We start from the raw sequence: 22511 nt of genomic DNA, 5'->3' as shown, positions 1-22511 counted from the left end.
ACAACGCGACCGCGGCGCCTGCCTACCGGCGCTCTCGCTGTCGCTAGCTCGATGCATGGTTCTATTATCGAAGACCATCTAGCTCCTCGTCGACGATCAGTGACGCGCCATGGCGGCTCGTTGCAGGATTTGCGGCGCGTCGGCGGGATAGCGCCCACTGCGCCCAGAACGGTCGTCCAGCTCATTGGCTAGGTGAAATGTAAGCAGCTGGAGTTCGCACTCGCCCAATAGCTTGCGTTCTAACGAGCAGCGCTCCTTGAGAAACGCGATTGCGGTCGCGTCGGCAGGCGGGGGTGCACTTTCCATTTTGTGCAAATCTTTGAGCTGCGCTTCGAGCCGATTTTTCATGTCATCAACGACGGTTTTAAAATCGATCATTAACGCCGCTCTGTCCAGGCGAACGCGTAGTGCGACCTTTTCGTGAAAGGACGTTGCCACGGCGTCTAACATTTGGATGGATTGATCGGCGTCTAGATGCCCGACGGGCAAGGAGATTTGCATCAGTTCGCCGTCGTTGGGAAACACGGCGGCAATCGACTGACGAAGCCACTCTTGCAAGGCTTGGCGCTCGCCTGATTGCCGTAGGGTCGCCATCTCGGGCCGCGTCAGCGCGGCGTCGATCACCAACGGACTGACGAGAAGCGATTTGTAATCGCCGCGGCGGCGGCGGTATTCGTCCCATGGTTCGGAATCCGCGCCATCCAGAATGGAGCGGTAGCGAGGAATCTGGACGTAAACGACCGCGTACTCGCGCGGCGAGTTAAACCACCAAGCGGCGACGCCAGCGCCTGCAATTAGCGCCATGATCGCCAGTAAGGGCAATAGTGTTCTCGCCGAGTGACTTGGCGATGGCATACATCGGTCCGTTGACTTGGCTGGTTGGCCGGCCAGATTAGTATAGGCGTGTTGCGAGCTAGCTCTCTTAACTTGCCGTTCTCTTGCCTCCGCTATGCCCCCTGCTCCGCTGCCGCAAGACGGATCCGCGCCGAGCGTAGGTTCTTGTGCCGCAACTATCGAGGCGGCCATGGAAAGCCAACCACCCCGACAGCCGCCGGCAAAACTACCTGACGGCTGCCCATTCACCTACCTTGCGCCCATGCCTTCGGGTGGAGAGAAGGCGGTGGAGAGAAGGCGGTGGAGAGAAGATCGCTGCACAGCTTCCGCAGCTGACTTGCCAGCGGACAGGCGGCGCCTCTGCCAGTGAATGAGATTGGCGTTCACGTTATTTCTCGCGGCGTCATGGAGACCCGGGGACGCCTATATTGACGAGAGCCGCGCCGTCGGCGTCTTGCCGACGATTGCGTCCAGCGGCACGTCGCCCACATACGCGCAGCGGGCGCTCAGCGTATCGTCGTCTTCGCGCTCCTGCGACACGATTTCGAAGCAGTGGGCTGACGCACCATCCAGCGGCGTGAGATCGAGCTCGCCTGACTCCTCGAATCGCTCCAGGGTCGACGCGAGCGTTTGCGCCAGCAGTTCAGAGACGACCGCGAACCGATAGCCCACGCGTCCGCCCTCGCTGGCCGACCATTGCAGAGCCCCCCAGCTCGTAGGCTCGTCGGCGCTCGCCAGTTCGACGTGCCCGTCGTGAGGCCCTCCGTAGAAGGTGAACCGTACGCCTCGCGGCGGCAACTACGGACACATAGGACGATTCCCTCCGTGGGATCACAGCGCACTTTCAGGGCGCTGATGACCTGTTCGACTACGCCGCCTGCCGGACATACCACTAATCCATTGATGGGCTGTGGTAAAGCCCCCAAGCTTGACCTCCGTTCGAGGGGCGGCTTGGCGGGCGATGGCCTAACGACGTGTGGTAGGCGCACGGACGGCGGCAGGCGGCGCTTTATCGGGGGCTTGATAGCGCCGGCAAGAAACCGGCACGCTCACTCCGACGTCACGCCGTTGATCAGTTGCAGCAGTCCGAAAAGCATCATCACCAAACCAACCAACGCCATCTTTCTTGCCAGACTGCCGATCAACTGATTTTGAGAATCGTTGAACTCAAATTCATTGGTCGCGTCGCTGAGAGAGGATGACAGGCTGCAATTCCTGGATCTAGACGGACGCGACGCCGGGAATTCGCCGGCGGAATCACGCGCGCCGGAGGCGGCGACTTCTGCAACCCATGAGGATGGAGTCGACTTAGAAATCCTCTTCCGGCGCTACAGACTTCGTCGTTTTGTCCTGCGGCTTCTGGCAATCGTCGCAAGGGCAACCCTCGTCATGGCTGGCGCAGAGGGGGCAGCTTCCCGACTCACATGCTGCACACAGCGGGCATCCCCCTGCCTTGGCATGCTTCTGACGGCGCGCCATCTTCTGGCCGATCGCTTTCTCTAGATTCTGCAGGGCGTTCCAGACGTCGTCAGCCGGAGCGTTCCACAGCAGCGTCAGCGTTTCGCCTTCGGCCGTCGGTCGCAGGGCGTTGATAAATTTGCGGCCCAACTCGTCAGGACACAGCAAGTTCCCCTGCGCTTGCCATCCTTTGACGGCTTGCAGTCCCAATTCGGTTGCATCGCGATTGGTCATTTCCAGGCGCGCCCGAAAAAACGACGTCCCCTCAGACTCGCCAGTGACCATGCGCAGCGAATCAATCAGCTTCACCACCGGCGCCCTGCAAGGCAGCTTCGCCCCGGCGATTCCGTCGGCGCGTAGCAGGAACGTCGTCCCGGGAGGGATGTTGCCGCCGAGCGGCCCGTCGGCCGCGATGCTCTCCGCGTCGCCGTCAATCACCTGGAGGGCGGCGCCGACGTCGTCCGCGCTGGCCCCGATGATCAATAACTTCTCGCTCTGAAATATCGCGGCGACAGTCTTGGCGCCTTTCCTCCAACTGTGCAATTCGCGATCACCCTGCTTCGTCGTCTCTCGACCGGGAATAACCTTCGCCAGGCCGAGGAGACGCTCGGAGTTCATTTCCCCAGCGATAATCATGACGCCCGCAGCCTTGCCATAGCCGGCGCCATAGAACGTGATGCCATGGATATCTTTCGTTGGGTCCATGCCGAGCATGGCGCTGACCGTCGCCAGCCGATTCTTCGCCTCCGGATGCTTGGTAGTCCCCTTCTCCCAAGCCCGCTGGACCACGGTGGAAGCGCGGACGGCGTCAAGATCAAGATGCGCGACCCACTTCGCATTGGCAGCGACGTGCGCCAAATTGAGCGGGGCCGCGGAAACTCGACCCGTCAGCGTCATCGCGCAGATTGCTGCCAGCACCGTGAAGTTTCGCATGATTCTTGCCCTGAGGAGTGATTCGTGGTTTCCCTCTGCTGGGAACTAGTTATAGCCGTTTCGCTCAGGCGATGCGGCGCCGGACCGGAAAATCCCCTCAGAGGCAGTCGTGAAGTTCCAAGTTCGCGACCGTTGGTTCGCCCGCGCGGCGCTGTTTTCTGCTTCCACGCGGAAGGTAAGATTCTTCGCTAACTTGCATTTTTAAGGAGGGCCGCCAGCCACGCCGAAAAAGGAGTTTCCCCGAAGAGCAGACTGCGTTCGCGCTGCGCCAGGATGAGTGCTGCGGCCAAGTCGCGGAGATCATTCGCAAGCTGGTTGTGACGGAGAGCACGTACTCACGCTGCCCCTCCGTTCAGAAGTTAAGGGAGCTAGCTCGCCACAAGCCCACAGTGACCTGACCGGCGAATCAGCCAAGTAAGCGGACCGATGTATTCCATCGGCAAGTCACTCAGCGAGAACACTTTTGCTTGCTCTCGCTGGCGATCAATGCGCTACTCGGAGCCGCCAGCGTCTCCGCTTGGTGGTTTAACTCGCCGCGCGAGTAGGCGGCAGTCGATGTGCAGCTTCCTCGCCACCGCTTGATCGCCGAAAGGAACGGGCGACGCCCTCCCTCCGGCTACAGCACCGCGAAATAATTGCCGACCGCAAAATCGAAATTCTCCGGCGTCAGTTTCGCCGGCTTTTTCGTGTAGCGGCAGAAGTTGAGAATCTGCAGAATAAGGTCGCGCGGCTGGCAGCAGCGCAACTTCCGATTCGCGGCCCGATAGTGCTTATCCAACAAATAGTCGACGGCCGCCTCGTCGTACTCGACTTCCATTTTTGCTGCCATGGTCTTCATTAACTGGCGGAACGACTGCTCATCTGGGTCGATGACTTCAATCTTGTACGGAATCCGCCGCAGGAACGCGTCATCCACCAGGCTCTTTGGCTCCAGGTTGGTAGAGAACACGATCAACTGATCGAACGGCACCTGAATCTTTGTCCCGTTGGCCAGATTCAAGAAGTCGTACCGCTTTTCCAGCGGCACGATCCAGCGATTGAGAAGCTGGTCGGTGGTCATCCGCTGCCGACCGAAGTCGTCGATCACCAGCGTGCCGCAGTTGCTCTTCAATTGCACCGGCGCTTCGCTGACGTTGGTCACCCTGTTAAGCGACACCTCCAGGTGTTCCATTGTCAATTCGCCGCCGACGACGATCGTGGGCCGGCGAATGCGAATCCAGCGATTATCGACTTTGCGGCTATCAAGCACACTGTGATTCTCTGGCAGCGGCGCTACCTCATGGACGCCCGGATCGAAAAGGCGCATGATTTCGCCCTCGATGCTAAGAGCTCGCGGAATCCAAATCGTCTCCCCGAAGGCCTTGGTGATTCGTTCGGCAATGCTGGTCTTGCCATTGCCAGGCGCGCCAAACAGAAACATACCGCGGCCCGAATTGATGGCCGTCCCCAGCCGCAGCAGCATCTCATGGTTGATCATCAGGTCTTCGAACGCGCGCTGTAAATCCTCTTCTGTGGGCTGCTCGCTGGTAAGCGACTGCCGTTTCACGCTGTCGATGTAATCTCGCAACGGAACAGGGGCGGAGCCACAGTACGTGCAGTGCTCCGCGCACTTCCTGGCCCGCTCGCGGCCCATCTCCGTAAGTTGATAGGTGTAGTCGTTCATCGCGGCCGAGCCCTTATGGGCCACGAGCCGGTCCTGCTTCATCGTTTGCAAGAGCGGATCGATGAGACGAAAGGCCAGTTTAAGTTGTTCAGACAAACATCGGCCAGTCGCCTCCGCGCGGCTGTTGAGTACCTTGAGAATCAGCGCTTCGCCTTCGCCGCCCGTCAGCCCTCCCGCCGTCAGCGTATCAGGCTCAATCGGCACCCAGCTGTCAGGTTGACAAGAGATGAAATTAGCCATCATCGGACGTGGCGATGGCGCAGATACCGATTCGGCAATCGAGTGCCTTGGCGGCGACGCCTCCGCAAGGGTGAGCTCGTGGATGCGGTCTATCAGCGCATCGAGCCGAAGCTCGTCGTCGCCTTGTCTACCAGCCACGTAGCTCGTGACCCCAGTTAGCTGTTGATTCACCTTCATGCCGCCGAAGTTGGAAAAGGGATTTGACTTCCGCACAACTCAACCTACTTTGCTGCCGCAGAGAAGCAAACCAAGCTGATGCAGATTCCCCTCGATCGGAACGGTTATAACGGTCTCGCTGATAGTGGCCGTAAGTCCGCGTGCGTGGCGACAATGTCGGCCCGGCGCTTTCGCGAGCGCGGCTGGGACCGTTCCCATTCTTCGCTGATTTCCATCAGGACGGCGGTGACGAGTCTCAGGGCGCTGGCTTCGTTGGGGAAGAGCGCGGCGGTCTAAGAGCACGACGGCTGCCTAGACCGAGGACGGCGCGCGATAAGGGCCGACTCTAGTTAGTTTCCGCCTCGCCCACTGTTCGGTCAAATAACGACCAGCCCGATTTTTGTCAGACCGAGGCGTGCTCCCGAAGACGGACCCTCCTCGCGTTAAGCTGGTATCCTGAGCGGGTGCGTCAGGGAGGCGAAGTCGGCGGTCCGCAGCGGAATGTGAGGCGATTGGATCAACGTGAGGCGGGCAAATGGAATAAATTGTCCCCCCGATGGATCGTGGCTACAGTGGAGCGGCTGCGCACACATTCAATCGGAGCGACCTAATGTACTCACGCTGGCTGCTTGGTTTTGCGACATTGGTTTTGTTGCAGGAGTCCGCGAGCAAGGCGTACGGCGATTCTCCTTCGCTCTACTACAGTGCGACCGTTGGCGGTGTGAAGAGCATCTATCGTTCAACCCTCGATGGATCGAATGCTACGGTCGTGCTGACCGGAGCTACTGGGCCGTTCGACATCGATGATCGGACAGGGACCATCTATTTCGAGGCGCCAAGCTCCAGAACCCCGTCCACTGAATCCATTTGGAAGTCGAATATCGACGGCTCGAACCGCGTCGAGTTTATCCAGAACTGTTGCTTGCCTTCGCGCATTGAAATCGACGAATCAAATAACCGCCTCTTCCTGGCGTACTTCCGCGGTTCGGAATGGAATTTATCGGCCCCCGCGTATATCGACCTCGGTTTCCGCACCACGGTGGAGATAGAGTTCGACCAAATTCATCAAACGGCGTTCTTGGCAGTCGGACGTTACGCTGGGACAGGCTTCACCGATGAGGTTTACGCAAGAACGGATGATGGCGTGGTCACGCCGATCGTCACTGGAATTAGAAATCTCAATGGCCTCGGAATAGATCCCGTTCATCAGTTTGTCTATTTCTCAGCGCAACCTATCGACGGCAGCGATCCCCGTGCTATCTATCGCGTCCGTATGGACGGCGGCTCGATGGAGCGCTTTATCGACCTGTCCGATCTTCCTGGGATCTCCATTCCATCCGATATTGAAGTTGTCCCCGAGTTCAATGCTATCTTCTGGAGAGATGACGGCCTCGGCGGGCTTTGGCGAAGCGACCTCGATGGCTCCAATATCGTCAAACTCAACAACAGCCTTTCCAGCGCTGGCCAGATCAAAGTCGTTGTTCCCGAATCGCGCTCGATCGAGCTTGCCGTCTGCTTGGGAATCGCTACGGCAGTTCAGTGTCGCCGTTACCGGAGAAAGTCGACGAGCGGGAAGCCGGCGTAATCGAGTAGCGGGATGCACTGGCGAGACCCGGACAATTGCAGCACCAGGCTAGGTGAATCAACCACCGCCAGCTTTCCGTGCCAACCGACGGCTTTCGAACCTGCAGCGCGGGGGGTGCGTCCCGGGACGGATCCCTTATACAGCCTGCGGATTCCCGTGGAGCGGACGCCTTCCGCCACTATTTTAATGCGGTTCGCGCCTTCGCCGTCTGCCGAGCGGCCTAATCCCCGGTGGCGCATGACGCCGCGGCGGCGCAGAACGCGCCGCAGACCTGAATCGCCGCCGCACGCTCGGCAGCCATGCAGACGCCTTCAAGCTCGCTGGCGGCGAACCTAACGGGGCGTCTGCACGGCGCGGCGCCGTCGAAGCCAGCGCGCCATTTGGCGTGGCGTGCTCTGGATTTGGCTTCTCGCATGGGCCATTCTCGGGGGGACCAACGGCATCATTTGGAGAAGGCCGTTAGCCTGGCTCATTGCCGGGCTTATCGTAGCCTTAAGAAACTGCCGGCCGCTAACGATCCGGTCGGCTCCGGCGATCGCGCCTGACGGTCTCGCCAGGAATCTCCCAACTCGTCGCCGCCTTCGGGCTGCCACACGGCGACCCTTCGGACCGACGACGGTGCTGATGTGCTAGGCGGTCGGCGAGAGTATCCCAGCAAGCGACGTCACCGAAACTGGCTTCACTAAATGAAAATCGAAGCCGGCGCCGCTGGAGCGCCTTCGATCTTCATCTTGGCCCCACCCCGTGGTCGCCACCAACGTGATCGATTTCCCCCACGCTTGTTGTCGCATGCGCCGCGCCGCCTCGTAACCATCCAGGTTCGGCATCCCCAGATCCATCAGGACGACGTCGGGCTCAAAGGAGGCGCCCAGTTCCAGCGCCTCCAAGCCATCGCGCGCTCGGCAGACTTCATTGCCCATCAACTTCACCAAGCGGCTCAGCGAGTCAAGCGCGTCAGCGTTGTCGTCGACGACAAGCACCCGTTTCGACGCTGCTGGCGACCTCGCTGCTGGAGACGATGGCGCCGATGGCGCGTCCGCAGCGCCTACGCGAACGGGCAGGCGTACGCGAAACGTCGCACCTGAGCCTTCGCCGGCGGATTCCGCCTCGACGCGTCCTCCATGCATTTCCACCAGACGCTTGACGAGCGCCAAACCGATCCCCAGCCCCCCTCCAGCGCCCAAGCGCTGATTGATCTGGCCAAACAACTCGAACACCTGCGTTAACTTGTCGCTAGGAATTCCAATCCCGGTGTCAGTCACCGTAACGATCACGTCACTGACCGATAGCGTGGCTGCGAACTCGATCGCGCCCCCCTCAGGCGTGTATTTTGCGGCGTTACTGAGCAAGTTGCTGAAGACCTGCGTCAAGCGATCTCCATCGGCGTGCAGCACCACCGGCGCCTCGGGGAGCCGCAACGTCAGGCGATGGCCTGCCGCGACAAAAAGTCCCTTAGTCGCATCCACCGCATTGCGAATGACGTCATGCAGCGCGACGTCGGACTCGCGCAATGCCAGCTTGCCGCGAGTAATTCGCGAAACGTCCATCAGATCATCGATCAACCGGACCATGTGCTGCGTCTGTCGCTCCATGATCAGGCGAATCTCTTCACTAGCGCCAGGATCGGCCGTCGATCCCTTGAGCAGTTCGATCCCAGCGGCGATGGGGGCCAGTGGATTTCTCAACTCGTGAGCTAGCGTCGCTAGGAATTCGTCCTTTCGGCGGTCCGCTTCCTTAAGCGCCAGTTCATCGCGCCGCCGCGCCGATTCGTCCTTGAAGCTCAACACCACGCCCGAAACGGCGCCATCCGCGTCCGCCACCGGGGCGGCGCTATAGGCGATTGGAATCTCACCCCCATGACGCGCCCGCAGGATTAATGGTGACGTTTCGTGAACTACTGCCTGTTCTTGCAAGGCGCGGTCCACCGGGCTCTCCAGGCACGCGTTTGAACCCTCGCGTCCCAGGCTGAACACTTCTTGCCATCGTCGACCCTTCGCCTCCGCGAGCGTCCAACCGGTCGCCGCCTCGGCGGCCCGGTTCATCAGTTCGATTTCTCCCGCTACGTTCGTCACGAGCACGCCGTCCGCAATGCACGCCAGCGCGGTTCGCAACTGCTCACGTTGCGCGATTGCGTCGAGGTGCTCGGCCCGGGCCATCGCAATTGCGGCCCGACGCTTTTCGCTGAGAAGTCCGACGGTGATTCCCGCCAGGTAGTACGCTCCTGTGGAAGCCACCGACGCCCAATCGGGCTGCCATAAGCCGGGCGGTTCAAGAAACCAGTAGGCATGGATTACGTGGAGGGCGAGCAGCGCCCCCAACGCAGGCCCCACGCCGCCGATCCAACCAGAGAGGAGAATTGCGCTCAGAAATAGAAAGACGCTTGGCGGCCCCAGCCACTGATGCAAGAGCGCGCGCAGCGCGACAGCGCACGCCACGAGGACCGCCGCCGTTAGGTAACGGCGCCGCGTGGAAAGACCTGGCTGCAGTCTCGCCGTCAGTGAGTCTGAGCTTGGTGACATCGAAACGCGCTAAATCGTCGTTCCCTTCGCTCCCCAAACCGCGGTTAGCGGCGTCGGCGACACGGATTTTTCCAGGCGTGCTGATACAACGCGCCTTGGTCGCTGCTCGGTTTATTCGACTGGCAGCGTCTACTGACTCACCGGCCGACGGCTTTTCGGTACTTGATGGAGCTGATGAGCTGACAAAATCCCTGCGTCCGATCAACGTGCACCAATCGCTGGCGGGCGGTTAGACTGTCAATCGTCGACGAGTACGGGCGGCCAGGGCGGCCAACCCCATCCCGGCGAGGGCAAGCGACGCCGGTTCCGGCACGGCGGTCACCGTAGTCGCCTGGCCCGCAACGGATTCGTAGCTCACGGCGACGATGGTGACCGCTAACGGGTCTTGAGTAGCGATGAGATCATTGACCGTGACTTGGGCGAAGCCGTAGTGCGTACTGCCAAGTCTCTGGAACTGAAATCCCACAAAGCCAGTTTGGTTTTGAAAGTTGCCCGTTGGCGGGTCGGGAAAGAATTGTGACGATAAATTGCCCAGGTCATTGTTGCCGGAAAAGAGACTCGCCGAAGAGACGACGGCCCCCGGCAGGAGGCGGCTCGCGGTGGGAAAGCCATCGCCCGTAAGGCTGTCGATGACCACGCCGTTAATCGTTGCAAACGGCGGCTTGATGTCCGCGAAACTGGCGAAGGTTGGATCGTCCGTTACCCCGATGAGCGAACGAAAGGTGAAATCGGTCGTCCCATCCTGATCCACGTCCAAATCGTACATCTGGTTCGGACCGTCTGGAACGGCGGTGATCTGTTGGTTGAGAGTGCGCGTGATCAGCACCGCGGCCGCCGGCGCGGCCGACATGACACAAGCGGCGACGCAGAGCGGGAGCCACAGGAAAACCGACTTGTAGCGAATCATTAGCGTGTTTTCACTCCTGAGTTGTTGTTCGAAGGCTTTATTTTCAACAGAATCACAATTTGCACAGATCTCAATGGCGAACCGAGCGAAATCTGAAGGGGATTATAGCCGACTGTTAGTCTCCACGGATGGACCATCGCGGCAGAAGCCTCAAAGACATGAGTTACGGCGAAACGGGCGCGTTGGATGTCTCAGGAACTTCGCGCGACCGTGCCTCGCGGAGCCCGAACTCGATTTCGTAGGATCGCTACCGCTTTTCCCCACGACCGCGCTGAGCAGCGGTATCTCTCGCAGGAGTTGTTTCACCGGTGGCGCCGCCGCCAACTCGGCCACCGCCCGGACCGGTCCGAATCGGAACTTCGGTTTGCTCATCTTTACCGACGCTTACTGCCTTGGTGGGAACGCGGTGTTCTGCGGCCGGAACGCCGACGCCCGGTTCGCCCTTGCCGATAAGTGGCTTCTTTGGTGTGGACTTGATAAATGCCTGCTTTCAAAGAACTCGACCAGGCGCTGTTGTTGCAAGTCTCGTACCGAGCTCCGTTACGCGCGAAGTGCTCGACGGCTGCCTAGACCGGGCGCGGCGCGCGATAAGGGCCGACTCCAGTTAGTTCCCGCCTCGCCCACTGTTCGGTCAGATAACGACCAGTTCGATTTTTGTCAGACCGAGGCTTGCTCCCGAAGGCGGACCCTCCGGGCGATAAGCTGGTATCCTGAGTGGGTGTGTCAGGTAGGCGAAGTCGCCGTTCCGCCGCGGAATGCTAGGTGATGTCTGGCGTCGTTTGGCGACCTCTTCACTCGAGTGTCTCGATGCGTCCCATGGTGACGGGCAGGGTCTCCTGTCACACTTCCAGAACGCTCTCAGCTTTTTCTTGTTGGCTTCGTAGTCCCAGAGCGGGGTTTTTGGAGTCGGTGGCAAAGCCCCCGATGAAAGGCCCCGCCAAGTCATTAAAAGAAGCGTCCCGATTGAAGAAATCGGGACGCTCATTGTTGCTCAGTTGATTACGATCCGTGCATGCTTCACGAACGGTTGTGCAGGCTTAGCGTCTCGCGGCGCCGATGCAGTGCCCACGCGGCTAAACCGACGCCGAGCAATGCAGCGCTTGCCGGCTCGGGTACCGCCGTGGCCGAGACGCGAGCATCGCCCACGTCAGCCCCTTGCAAATTGGCCGTCGACAGACCGCCGCTCAACAAAAATGAGCCAAACTCTGGCGAGACGAGCAAATCGGCGTCCACGACTAAGCTAGTTGGTTGCGGATTAGCTCCATTCACCTTGAGGTCGAACAAGATGGCGGCAATTCCTGTGGTACTTTCCACATAGAAGCCGCTGGCTTGACCGCCGAGAGTGCCGGCCCGGGCCGCATTAAAGCCGATGGTGAAGTCGCCCACTTCCACGGAGTTGGCATTGAAGAACACGCTTCCTTGGTGTTCGATGGCGCCAGCGAAACTGCCAAGTGCTGGGAAGGTCGCAGGATTGTAAGTGAACGTGGTGGGTAGCGTCGCCGCAGTCCGCGAATTGATTGGGAAAGCAACTGATCCGGGTAGGCTACCTGGAGCAATCACGTCAGCCGACACGCTTGATAAATTCAAGCTCGCCGCGCTGGCAAGTAACGCTGTGTCGAGCGCGACGCTGGTCTGGCCGCCGGCAACCTCCACGGCGCGAACCGTGCCGCTGATGGCTGCCCAGAGCGCGATGACCAAGGTCGACACGGCAATAAACTGAATCTTCATTGTTTTAGCCCTTCTAAAATATGTGGACGTCAAACGTAAATCGGCGCGCACCCTGAGCGCCATCACGATCAAGGAGCAGAAAAACGTGCTCACCACTGACCGCAAACGATACGATCACAGGAGCCCGCGTTGCCTACCTTACAGGCGAGTGGAAGACGCTGACGCGAATCTAAACCTTGATTCGTCAAGCGAACATTAATGCTTCGAGCTGCACCGGAATGATTCTCATTGGCGACTCGCTTCTTCCGCGCTTATCTCTGCTGCCGCAACTGATTGATGAGCATCAGTGCGCGGACACGCTGGAATACAACGCGGACCAAAAATGTTAAGCGGTCGTCCGGGTAGCACGATGGCAGCCGATAGTAACAAGACGCTCCAGGTAAATCGTCCGTTGCGCGACGAACCGGCGCTGAGATCGTGCAGGATGCAAGTAATCCGATGTTCCGTCACGTCTGCAGCACGCATGCTGGGTACGCCTGCAAGCGGCCTGAAGCTGTTTCTCACTTCCAAAACGCGGAGGAGGGCGGAAGCATAATTCACACGATGCATCCTAAGTTGCGTGACGACGTCGCGATCGACGCAATGCTCAGCGGCTGCAATCGTTTTTTCCACGGCCCACCGAGCTGGCGGGAAAAACCAGAACAATGCTTTGACCATCATTCCCAGCAGCGCCACGCCAAAATCGTGGCGGCGAATGTGCAGTAACTCATGCCCGACGACGCTTTCCAGTTCTGCCGAGGACAGACTTAGCAGTAACTCTGCCGGCAGGATGAGTTTGGGGGAGCGGTAGCCAAAAACAGCTGGCCCCAGCGAGCTCTTCACAACAACGACGCTCGGGGGCTTGCGGAGACCGAGCTTACCGCTAATTCGCTCGACCATCGGACAAATGTCTTCGGCCGCGCGCCGGTCCGAATTTGCGATGGCAGCAATCAATTCCTGCCAGCTTGCGCACCATCTCAGAATTGTCGCCAGCGCCCCTAGCGACCAGGCGCCAATCAGCCACCTGGCAAGCTCTTCGGAGAAAGACAGTCCGATCAGACGAGTGCTCTGCTGAGCCCATGCCATTTGCGGAAAGTCATCCGGCGATCCCGGGCCGACGAGTCCGCCGAAGGTCCAACTGAAAATGCCCACCGGGCTCGACCAAAGTGGAGGAGTGAGGGCCTTCAAGAGCACGAGAACCCAAATCAGAAAAGTGACAGACGGCAGGCGTCGCCAGAGCAATCGATCCAAGAGCGCCACGAGCGCAATCAGCAACGTCAGCTGAGCGAGTTGCACGATTGCCCAATCAATGATGGAAACGCTGTTAATCATCGGTGGTGGGTTCTGAGGGTTGCTCCAGTTCGTCGAGCATGGCTCGGAGCTGCCGGATTTTCTCGGCGGAAACATCTCCTTGGCGAATCAAATGCTGCAGTAGTGGAAAGGAATCGCCTCCGAATAGCCGTTCGACGAAATCGTTCGTAACATCTCGAATCACACTCGCGGGGCGTACCCGACTGGTAAACGTCTTCACGCGCCCGGTTATCTCAGATTTTACGTAGCCTTTCTCCTCCAGCCGTGCGAGATACGTCTGCACAGTCGTGAAGTCGCGCTTGCGGTGATCGGGAAGGGCCTCGACAACTTGTCGCACCGTAGCCTTGCCCAGTCCCCACAACACGCGGGCAATTTCTAGTTCTGAGTTCGCCATCGAACGATTCTTGGACAATTCGAGCATCCTTTTTGCGATCAATTTCCGGGCCGGCGAGACGCTTCCCTCAACTACATTTGTAATTGCGATTGTACCTACATTTGTAGTTGACGCAAGCGCGGTGTAAAAGAATCGGACTGATATTCGTCGGCGATCCCTAACCGCGAGTCGCTGGTGGCATTGAGATTCGTGCGCAAGCCGTTAACGGCTTCGCCGCCAAACGACGCCAGAGGTAAGCGCAGGTCCGAGGAATTTGAGAAGGAACTGCATGACGGGGAAGTAGTTGCCGCTGAATTGAAGCTGGCGCGCACGCTCATCTTGGCCACGCGAGCCAAAGAACCGGAGCTTGAGTCGTACCACGACCTGTGCCACGAGCGACTGCGAGAACTGATCGACGCCGAAGTTGCGGGACATGAAGTGTCGCGGCCGCCGAGTCGTGCTCTGCCGCGGACGATCAATATCATGGATGCGCTATGGGCGAGCCTGCAGAAGCGGGCCAGAGCGGCTCCGAAGACGGTCGCCAAGAAAGCGCGTCAGTGAACGCCTGCAAAGAAACGCAAGACACGGTGAACTCGTGCCGGCGATTCCTGGCGGTTGTTGTCATGGCAACGCTTGCAGCGAAAGTGAACGCATGCAACGCATGTCCATCAACGCCGCCGTTTGCAGCCCGAAGGCGATGGCCGGCGAATTCCAGTTCGTGGCCTCCACGGGCGGGAACATCGCCGAGGGCTATCGCCGGGGCAGTTCGCTATACGGAGCTCAGGCCGCACGAGAGACGCTCGCCGCCAAGTATGGTTGGCCGCCGATGATGATGGACGAGCCTTTTTCCGTTTTGGTTCGGTTAGACCTCTCCCAATCTTCCCCAGCGTCATGCCAATTGCAAGAGTCATCCCCCCAGCCAGGCGGCTGCGATGTGGGAGGCGGAGTGGCGCGAGGAAAGAGGTGCGTTGACTTGCACGAGGGAACCGACCGGCGTGAGGTCAAGTGGACGTGTTTCACCTGCCACAAAACGTTCGCTGGCAATGCATCCTATTCGTCCGAGTCCGAGGCGATTAATCGCACGCAAGCGTAGCGGCTCTCGGCACATTACGTTCCTGCTCATGTGCTGAAAAAGCCGACCAACCGGGAGGCCTCGGGCCTCGGACGTCGATGGCCAAGAAACCGCGCTTCTAAAAACGGCTCGGAAAGTACACAAACTCCCCTCGCTTCTTCCGTCGACGTGACCCTTGGTCGACCACCCGATCCTTTTAATTCTTTCCATTTTCACGCCAATCGGACCTGCGACTCGGTGTTATGCGTAAAATTCGATGTTCCTACTATCTTTTAACCGCGGCGCGGCTTAAAAATGAGATAGCGGAACGCTATCGAAGGGCGTTCCATCACCACTCCAGGCGCTTCAAACGCGCCGCTCGCCAGATGAGGAAGATCAGCATGTTTTCACAGACCGTCGAATACGCCTTGCGAGCCATGGTGCAGCTGGCGGCCGACTCGTCGGGAGCCGCCACCACCAAGGATATTGCTGCGAAGGCCAAGGTCCCCAGCGCGTACTTGGCCAAGGTGCTCCAGTCGATGCGCCGCGGCGGACTCATCCACTCCCGTCGTGGAGTCGGCGGCGGCGTCAAGCTCGCCAAGCCGGCCGCCAAAATCACCTTGCTCGACGTCATCGACGCCATTGAACCGCTCAAGCGGACCCCCGGCAAGAAGGTTCCCGCCGCCGTTCAGCTTCAAAAGGCGATGGATACGGCCGTCGACCAGCTCCGCGCGACGTTTGCGTCCGAGACGTTGGCCGACATGCTCCCCAAGGGCAAGACCGTCAAGGCTGCCGCCCGTGGCCCCGCGACCAAGCGGCCGGTCGCCAAGAAGCGCTAAGCGCCGCTCGCTCGTTTCGTCCAAGCGGGGGGGAGCGCAGCCTCAGCCGACCGGCTGAGGCTGCCTCTCCGCCGCCGATTCGAAGCTATTCGTTCCTGTCCCCAACTACCGGACATCGTCCGCCGGTAGAGGGTGACGCCTACCGGGTGGAATGCTCGGCTAGCGCCGCAACGACGGCGCCCATCTTCGCGAGGCCGTATTCATGACATGCGGCGCTTATCTCTCGCAGTCGCACAGCTGAGTGCCGATCACTGCTACGCAAGTCACAGCAGATGCAGTGCGCCTCTCGCAACATCGTGCGCTTTGGCTCAGCGCGACGCTCGATGACCCGGGATTCAAGTTCAATTGGAAAAATCGCGTCGGTCATGCTCATCTTTCGTCTCTCGGCGTCCAGCGACCCAGCGCGCGGCGTGGCCGCAGCGTTCGCGTCGAAGAGGCTAAGACTTCAACTTACCCCGCGTCTTCCGATTTCCGGCAGGGCAACCAAGAGAATCTCGCTTCATCGTCGTCCCAATCCAAACGCGGGGCGCGCCGGCCCCAAACGTTGGCTGAACGACCAATCAATGGCAGATGAATCACTTCCGCCGGCGTGATCACCAGCCCGGGAGCAGGGCGCACCGGCGTCATCAATTGTGTTCGACTGGCGAACCTGTCTCATCGGCTGAGTCGTGTGCCGTGCGCTCCTCTGTCGCGGCTGCGACTTTCTCCCGACCAAATGAGCAGCCGGCAGCGACAGTGATGAGCAGGACGAGAAGGAGACGAGGTTTCATCGTGGCCCCGCTCGCTTGAGAAGTTGACGCTTGGATGGTCGTTCTATCGGTCGTTCTGGCGGCGGCCCATCAGCCAGTGGGCCCGATGGTCATCTTCGCGCATCATGCGGCGCTGAAGGGGATGGTGGTGGCAGAAGTTCTAGGCGCCGCAGCGTCGCCAACGCGATTTGCCCTGCATGCAGTCGGCGCAAAAAAAACGCCGGAGAGCGAACGAGCGCTCCCCGACGTCTTGATGCATCACGTTAGTGAATGCACGGCTGGCGATTAGCCAATCCGAACATTCTCAGCACGCTTCCCCTTGGGACCCATGCCTTCGTTGTATTGCACGGCTTGGCCTTCGTAGAGGCTGTCAAAACCAGCCCCTTCAACGGCGGAGGAGTGGAAGAAAATATCTCCACTGTCGCCCTGAATAAAGCCAAAACCCTTGTCAGTCAACTTCTTAATAGTACCTTGCGACACGTAACATTCTCCTGCACGCAGTTCTCGTGAAAAGCGCACCCGCGCACCGTGCAACTACGATCGGGTGACGCATTAGAGCCCCGTTACCGGGAACTCAACGTAAGAAAGCAATCTGATCCACACCGTGGATCAACATCGCCGAAGACCGACACGGAAGCCGGTTAGGATGAAGGGCAGAGGTCAACAAGAAGAAGGGCTGATTGATGACGTCACTGGATCCCGCCGGACCAGGGAACGCTCGCAATCGGCAAAGCCTCTCGCATATGCCTTCGCTGTCTTAGTGCTTCGAGGATAGCACAAAGAGTCTATCGGGGCAATGAGTTTCGTCCCGTGAGTAAATCGGCGTAACTGTCACATTTTGCTGAAAGGGCGAATGCAAGCTCTACAGCTACTGGGAGATATCCACGCCGGTTGATAGGCACGATCGACGAGAATTCGGTCGCACCGACACTTTCTGCAATTCGTTGAATCCCTACCTTCCCTTGGACGCCGTCACGTAAAGAGAGAATTCTATAGCGAAGAAGCAAGCTGGAGCGGCCAAACTGCGCGAGAAGAACCCGCAAAGCGATGGGCGCGTAAGCACTGACGAGCAGGACCTCTCTCTCCAAATGGATTCGCTGATCGGCTTGGGCATCAGCGATGACGACATCGTTACCGACAAGGCGCCGGGCGGGAAAACCGAACCCCCTGGACTAGGCGCGTGCCTCGCAACACTGCAGCCTGGCGATACGCTCGTCGTCTGGAGACTCGACCGGCTTGGCCGTTCAATGCACCGATTGGTCGGGTTGATCGCAGAACTGCGCGATTGATGCGTCGGCTTCCGGTCCGTCAGCGTCGGTCTTATTGACGCGAGCAGCCCATCAGGCGAGTTGATCCTTCGCCTCTTCTCGGCACTCGGTCAATTCGAGCGTCGCTTGATTCAGGAGCGAACCAAGGCTGGCCCGGCATCAGCGCGAGCAAGGGGCCGACGAGGCGGTCGCCCGCCTATCGATCTCGATGAAGCTAGGTACGAGCCGCCCGAAAACTCTACGACGATCACACGCTCAACATCGACGACGTCTGCAAGACGCTCAACATCTCCAAGGCAACGACGGCTGGGTCAGCAGAAAGCCTCAGCCTCGCTCGGGCGGGTGGAAAACGGCGTGTGACCGGGAAAGAAGAACAGATCTGCGGGGGCACTGTTTTTCCGGCGCGCCGGAACCCATAGCCCTCACAATCGGCACTTCGACGCTCGTCGCGCCTCTTGCCAGAAACACCCCACCAGCGATTTGTGACGTAGAGTTCTATTGACGCACGGGTCGTTTGTTTCAGCGAAGGGACTGCCGCGCGAGATCACCGTTCGTCCGATTCACGATTCTGGAATCGCTTTTCCGGCCAGTCCGCCATCGGAACTCACCCCGTGCCTCGTCGCGCCCCTCAGATTGAGCAGCTCGAAGATCGTCGAGTGATGTCCGCCGGCTCGTTGATCGCCGCCGCTCGTCGCGCGCTCGAAGCAACGACGACGACGGTCGCGACGCCTCCTGTTGATCACGCGGTCGTCGTCGAACCGGATTTCTGGGTCGCGCCCCAGGACGCAGGCGCCGCTAGCCTGTCGCCGATGCTGGTTGGGGCCCACACCCAAACCGGTTGGTATAGCGTCCAAAGCAACTACGGCCTCACCGGCGCGGGCCAGACAGTCGCAGTCATCGACAGCGGCATCGCCTGGAACCACGCCGCCCTGGGCGGCGGCTGGGGCGCCAATTACCGCGTCGTCGGCGGGTGGGACTTCACGGAAGAAAACGATGGGAATCCCTACGACGACGGTCCGAGCGGGTCCCAAGGCACCCACGTCGCGGGCGTCATCGGTAGCAGCGACTCGACGTATCCGGGCGTCGCTTCGGGCGTTGATCTCGTCGGGCTCCGCGTCGTCAATGACGCTGGCGAAGGCTACTTCAGCTGGCTCGAAAGCGCCTTGCAATGGGTCCATGCCAACCGCAACGCGTTCGCCAACCCCATCACCACGGTCAATCTGTCGCTAGGCGTCGCCCAGTGGAACGCCACCACCGTGCCCAATTGGTCCACGTTGGAAGACGAATTCGCCCAGCTCAAGGCCGACGGCATCTTTATCGTGGCGGCGGCAGGCAACAGCTTCACTCAGTACAACGCCCCCGGGCTCAGTTATCCGGCCGCCAGTCCCAACGTCGTGCCGGTCATGTCGACCGATGGTTCAGGCAATCTCAGCTTCTTCAGCCAGCGTCATACCCGCGGCATTGCGGCGCCTGGCGAAGGCATTGTCAGTACGGTCCCCGATTACGCCGGCAACAATAACGGGGCCGCCGACGATTTTGCGACGCGGAACGGAACTCATCTCGCGACGCCTTACATTGCCGGAGCCAGCGTCCTGATTCGCCAAGCGATGCAATTCGCGGGCGTCGTGACGATCAACCAGGATGTGATCTACGACAAAATGATGGCCACCGCCGACTCCGTCGTGGACGCGGTCACCGGCCTGACCTACAAGCGTCTTAACCTCGCGCGCGCCATCGATTCGATCATGCCGGCGGACGACGTCGGCTCGACGACGGCAACCGCGCTTGACCTCGGCACGTTGACGACTCCAATCAATCGGCAAGGCGCCATTGGAACGCTCAACGACGCCGACTTCTTCAAGTTCACGGCGTCGACAAACGGCGTCGTTAAGTTTGCGGCATCAACCAGCGGGGCGATGACCGCCCAATGGCAGGTTACCGGTGCCTCTCCCCTCGCTGGTCAACCGTCGGGAACGGTCGCGTTCGCCGTCCAGGCTGGTCAGGTCTATTCCGTCCGACTCGCGTCGACGTCGGGCATCGGCAAGTACACGCTCACCGCCTCGCTCACCCCCTCCAGTACGTTCGAATTCACCGATCTAGGGAACGTCGATTCGAAGCAGGTCAATGACGTCAGCGTCGCCGGCGAAAAATGGTTCAGGGTCGTCGCCTCCCAGAACGGTCTCTTGAGCGCGTTGGGGTCGTTCAATGCGGCGGGCGGCAGCGTCAGCGTCAGTCTTCACGACGCGAACCTCAACCTCATCGCCAGCGGCGTTGCTGGCGCCGGGACGTCCCGAGTCGACGCCACGGTCGTCGCCGGCGTCACCTACTACGTCCGCTTGGCGGGGACCAACAGCGACGTCGACGTGAAGCTGGTGAACCTGGTCTCTCAAGTTGGCTCCAAAGTGTGGGTGAACGGCACAGCCGGGACTGACACATTCCAATTCTCCGCGGGTTCTACCAGCGTCATCGTCGTCAATGGCCTGGAGTATCGCTGGGGTACGACCTCGGTCAACAGCTTCGTCGTCAATGGCCTCGGCGGCGCTGACTCGTTTGCCTTTCAAGGGACGACGGCCGCTGAATCGGTCACCCTTCGAAGCACCGAATCGCTCTTCACTGGGACGGGTTACAGCGTTACGGTCTCCAACGTCGAAACTCAAACGGCGGTCAGCGGGGGGGGCGCCGACGTCGCCAACCTGTACGATTCGGCGGGCAACGACTCGCTCGCCGCCTTGCCCGACCGCATGACCTTGACGCTTTCCGGCGGCCAAGTCCTCTCAGCCCAAGGATTCGCCAAAACCAAAGCCTGGGCCACGGCGGGCGGCGTCGATACGGCCGCGTTCACGGACTCAGCGGGTGACGACACCTTCATCGCCGGCCAAGTCCGCGCAATTATGGCCGGGGTCGGCTATTGGAACGAAGCCGAGGGCTTCGACCAGACCACGGCTGATGCGGTGGCCGGCGGCTTTAATCAAATCAACTTCTACGACTCTGCCGGCAACGACGCCGTGACGGCTTGGTCGAACCGGGTGACGCTCACGGGCGCGGGTTTCTCTCACGACGCCCGGGGCTTTGCCAAGTCGACCACCTACGGAGACGGCGGCGGGACGGACGTCGCGACGTTCTACGATTCGGCTGGCGACGACTCTTGGTCGGCGTGGAGCGATCGGGCCGTGATGACCGGCACAGGGTTCACTCACGAAGTCCGACGCTTCGAAACGGCTAAGGCCCTCGCCACCGGCGGCGGCGCCGATACGGCGACCCTCTACGATTCAGCGGGGAACGATGCGTACTACGGAGGCGCGATTCGGGGCGTCCTCACCGGAGGCGGTTACTGGAATCAGGCCGACGGCTTCGAACAGGTCATTGCCATCGCCACGGCCGGCGGCGCCGACCAAGCCGAGTTCTACGACTCCGCCGGCAACGACACGTTCACGGCCTGGTCGAACCGCGCCACCTTTGTTGGCAGCGGATTCGCTCACGAGGCGCGTGGCTTTAAGTCCGTCAAGGCGATGGCGACCGCCGGCGGCGTCGACGCCGCGACGTTCTACGATTCCGCCGGCGCCGATCGTTACTTCGGCGGAGCTCTCCGCGGCATCATGACCGGAGTCAACTTCTACAATGTCGCGGAAGGGTTTGACAGCGCGATTGCTTACTCAACCGCAGGCGGCGCGGACCAAGCGGAGTTCTACGACTCCGCCGGGAACGACGCGTTCACCGGTTGGTCGGACCGCGCTACTCTCGTCGGCAGCGGATTCGCTCACGAGGCGCGTGGTTTCAAGGCAGTCAAGGCGATCGCCACCGCCGGCGGCGTCGACGCAGCGACATTCTACGATTCGGCCGGAGTCGACCGCTATTACGGCGGAGCCGTCCGCGGCGTCATGACCGGAGCCAACTTCTACAACGAAGCGGAAGGGTTTGACAGCGCGATCGTCTACTCGAACGCCGGCGGTGCGGACCAAGCGGAGTTCTACGACTCTGCCGGCAACGACGCCGTGACGGCTTGGTCGAACCGGGTGACGCTCACGGGCGCGGGTTTCTCTCACGACGCCCGGGGCTTTGCCAAGTCGACCACCTACGGAGACGGCGGCGGGACGGACGTCGCCACGTTCTACGATTCGGCTGGCGACGACTCTTGGTCGGCGTGGAGCGATCGGGCCGTGATGACCGGCACAGGGTTCACCCACGAAGTCCGACGCTTCGAAACGGCCAGGGCCTTCGCCACCGGCGGCGGCGCTGATACGGCGACCCTCTACGATTCAGCGGGGAACGATGCGTACTACGGAGGCGCCATTCGGGGCGTCCTCACCGGAGGCGGTTACTGGAATCAGGCCGACGGCTTCGAACAGGTCATTGCCATCGCCACGGCCGGCGGCGTCGACCAAGCCGAGTTCTACGACTCCGCCGGCAACGACACGTTCACGGCCTGGTCGAACCGCGCCACCTTCGTGGGCAGCGGATTCGCTCACGAAGTGCGCGGATTTGACAAGACCAAGGCTTGGTCGCAAGCCGGCGGCAGTGATCGTGCAATCTTCTACGACTCCGCCGGCAACGACCAGTTCATCGCCGGCAGCGTCCGCGCTATTCTCACAGGAGCGGGCTTTTTCAACGAAGCGGAAGGGTTTTCCGCTACAGAGAGTCATGCCACGGCTGGCGGCGTCGATCGCGCGGACCTTTATGGCTCGTCTGGCGTCGACACGATTGCCGGCACGGGCAACCAAGCCACGTTCAGCGGCACAGGATTTCGCCATGACATCGACGGCTACGATCAGGTGGCCGGACGTGGTCTGGATGTCAGCGACGTAGTCAATCTCACGGCCATCGATTTCGTCTTTTCGCGGCTGGGGAGTTGAACGTCGCCGCCGCGCCGAACGCGAGTCGACATGATTGCCGCCGCCCTCCGGTACGTTTCGGTAATGGT

General features: G+C 60.4%; 16 protein-coding genes and 2 pseudogenes. 7 read left to right on the top strand and 11 right to left on the bottom strand.

Features of this window, described 5'->3' with window-relative positions:
* Window positions 1–96: 96 nt before the first annotated feature.
* The 5 genes and pseudogenes from I41_RS11895 to I41_RS28760 all read right to left on the bottom strand — a co-directional run.
* On the bottom strand, window positions 97–624 hold the full coding sequence (locus I41_RS11895; RefSeq protein WP_168206834.1) for a hypothetical protein: 528 nt from the start codon (window positions 622–624) through the stop codon (window positions 97–99).
* A gap of 633 nt (window positions 625–1257) precedes the next feature.
* Window positions 1258–1632: a hypothetical protein gene (locus tag I41_RS11890; RefSeq protein ID WP_210421177.1), complete on the bottom strand. Its 375-nt coding sequence runs from the start codon at window positions 1630–1632 to the stop codon at window positions 1258–1260.
* Window positions 1633–2142: 510 nt separating this feature from the next.
* A complete protein-coding gene (locus I41_RS11885; protein ID WP_145432869.1) occupies window positions 2143–3225 on the bottom strand; it encodes a hypothetical protein in 1083 nt (360 codons plus the stop codon).
* A gap of 616 nt (window positions 3226–3841) precedes the next feature.
* Complete coding sequence (locus I41_RS11880; protein WP_145432867.1) at window positions 3842–5341, bottom strand: ATP-binding protein; 1500 nt, start codon at window positions 5339–5341, stop codon at window positions 3842–3844.
* Between the two features lie 155 nt (window positions 5342–5496).
* Window positions 5497–5574, bottom strand: a pseudogene (locus I41_RS28760) (transposase); the annotation flags it as partial.
* 320 nt (window positions 5575–5894) lie between these two features.
* On the opposite strand from I41_RS28760, the gene I41_RS11870 reads away from it, so the two are divergent.
* A complete protein-coding gene (locus I41_RS11870; RefSeq protein ID WP_145432865.1) occupies window positions 5895–6869 on the top strand; it encodes a hypothetical protein in 975 nt (324 codons plus the stop codon).
* A gap of 629 nt (window positions 6870–7498) precedes the next feature.
* On the opposite strand, the gene I41_RS11865 is transcribed toward I41_RS11870, so the two are convergent.
* The 5 genes from I41_RS11865 to I41_RS11845 form a co-directional block, all read right to left on the bottom strand.
* Window positions 7499–9388, bottom strand: coding sequence for a hybrid sensor histidine kinase/response regulator (locus I41_RS11865; RefSeq protein WP_145432863.1), 1890 nt, complete (start codon window positions 9386–9388; stop codon window positions 7499–7501).
* A gap of 229 nt (window positions 9389–9617) precedes the next feature.
* Window positions 9618–10295 carry a PEP-CTERM sorting domain-containing protein gene (locus tag I41_RS11860; protein WP_145432861.1) on the bottom strand — a complete coding sequence of 226 codons (678 nt, stop codon included), beginning with the start codon at window positions 10293–10295 and terminating at the stop codon, window positions 9618–9620.
* A 1017-nt stretch (window positions 10296–11312) separates the two neighbouring features.
* Entirely contained in the window at window positions 11313–12116 is an 804-nt protein-coding gene (locus I41_RS11855; RefSeq protein WP_145432859.1) for a PEP-CTERM sorting domain-containing protein, read from the bottom strand.
* Between the two features lie 132 nt (window positions 12117–12248).
* A complete protein-coding gene (locus I41_RS11850; RefSeq protein ID WP_145432857.1) occupies window positions 12249–13409 on the bottom strand; it encodes a M56 family metallopeptidase in 1161 nt (386 codons plus the stop codon).
* The gene (locus I41_RS11845) at window positions 13327–13707 is read right to left on the bottom strand and encodes a BlaI/MecI/CopY family transcriptional regulator (protein ID WP_145432855.1); all 381 of its coding nucleotides are present in this window, start codon (window positions 13705–13707) and stop codon (window positions 13327–13329) included. The genes I41_RS11850 and I41_RS11845 overlap by 83 nt, the downstream gene beginning before the upstream one ends.
* Window positions 13708–13896: 189 nt before the next feature.
* On the opposite strand from I41_RS11845, the gene I41_RS11840 reads away from it, so the two are divergent.
* The 4 genes from I41_RS11840 (at window position 13897) to I41_RS11825 (ending at window position 16614) form a co-directional block, all read left to right on the top strand.
* Window positions 13897–14247, top strand: a complete 351-nt coding sequence (locus tag I41_RS11840; RefSeq protein ID WP_145432853.1) for a Ku family protein — start codon at window positions 13897–13899, stop codon at window positions 14245–14247.
* A 91-nt stretch (window positions 14248–14338) separates the two neighbouring features.
* Window positions 14339–14779 carry a hypothetical protein gene (locus I41_RS11835; RefSeq protein WP_145432851.1) on the top strand — a complete coding sequence of 147 codons (441 nt, stop codon included), beginning with the start codon at window positions 14339–14341 and terminating at the stop codon, window positions 14777–14779.
* Between the two features lie 359 nt (window positions 14780–15138).
* On the top strand, window positions 15139–15576 hold the full coding sequence (locus I41_RS11830; RefSeq protein ID WP_145432850.1) for an RrF2 family transcriptional regulator: 438 nt from the start codon (window positions 15139–15141) through the stop codon (window positions 15574–15576).
* Between the two features lie 804 nt (window positions 15577–16380).
* On the top strand, window positions 16381–16614 hold the full coding sequence (locus I41_RS11825) for a hypothetical protein (RefSeq protein WP_145432848.1): 234 nt from the start codon (window positions 16381–16383) through the stop codon (window positions 16612–16614).
* Here I41_RS11825 and I41_RS11820 read toward each other — a convergent pair.
* Window positions 16611–16805 (bottom strand): cold-shock protein, encoded by a 195-nt coding sequence (locus tag I41_RS11820; RefSeq protein WP_145432846.1) that lies wholly within the window; start codon window positions 16803–16805, stop codon window positions 16611–16613. The two genes, I41_RS11825 and I41_RS11820, sit on opposite strands and share 4 nt — an antisense overlap.
* Window positions 16806–17317: 512 nt before the next feature.
* Between I41_RS11820 and I41_RS28010 the strand changes: the two are divergent.
* Both I41_RS28010 and I41_RS11810 read left to right on the top strand, forming a co-directional pair.
* Window positions 17318–17953 (top strand): annotated as a pseudogene (locus I41_RS28010) (recombinase family protein).
* A 251-nt stretch (window positions 17954–18204) separates the two neighbouring features.
* A complete protein-coding gene (locus I41_RS11810) occupies window positions 18205–22443 on the top strand; it encodes a S8 family serine peptidase (protein ID WP_145432844.1) in 4239 nt (1412 codons plus the stop codon).
* Window positions 22444–22511: the final 68 nt, after the last annotated feature.

Origin of the sequence: Lacipirellula limnantheis (assembly GCF_007746075.1) — a bacterium.
Lineage (GTDB): Bacteria > Planctomycetota > Planctomycetia > Pirellulales > Lacipirellulaceae > Lacipirellula > Lacipirellula limnantheis.
Note: the sequence above shows the minus strand (reverse complement) of the source record. Positions and strands in the feature narration are given on the sequence as shown.

Bases quoted from the DNA above. Each gene is read 5' to 3' on its own strand.
- I41_RS11885 (WP_145432869.1), bottom strand. From the start codon at position 3,225: ATGCGAAACTTCACGGTGCTGGCAGCAATCTGCGCGATGACGCTGACG.
- I41_RS11825 (WP_145432848.1), top strand. From the start codon at position 16,381: ATGGTCGTTCTATCGGTCGTTCTGGCGGCGGCCCATCAGCCAGTGGGC.
- I41_RS11835 (WP_145432851.1), top strand. From the start codon at position 14,339: ATGCAACGCATGTCCATCAACGCCGCCGTTTGCAGCCCGAAGGCGATG.
- I41_RS11845 (WP_145432855.1), bottom strand. From the start codon at position 13,707: ATGGCGAACTCAGAACTAGAAATTGCCCGCGTGTTGTGGGGACTGGGC.
- I41_RS11830 (WP_145432850.1), top strand. From the start codon at position 15,139: ATGTTTTCACAGACCGTCGAATACGCCTTGCGAGCCATGGTGCAGCTG.
- I41_RS11850 (WP_145432857.1), bottom strand. From the start codon at position 13,409: ATGTTTCCGCCGAGAAAATCCGGCAGCTCCGAGCCATGCTCGACGAAC.
- I41_RS11870 (WP_145432865.1), top strand. From the start codon at position 5,895: ATGTACTCACGCTGGCTGCTTGGTTTTGCGACATTGGTTTTGTTGCAG.
- I41_RS11865 (WP_145432863.1), bottom strand. From the start codon at position 9,388: ATGTCACCAAGCTCAGACTCACTGACGGCGAGACTGCAGCCAGGTCTT.
- I41_RS11860 (WP_145432861.1), bottom strand. From the start codon at position 10,295: ATGATTCGCTACAAGTCGGTTTTCCTGTGGCTCCCGCTCTGCGTCGCC.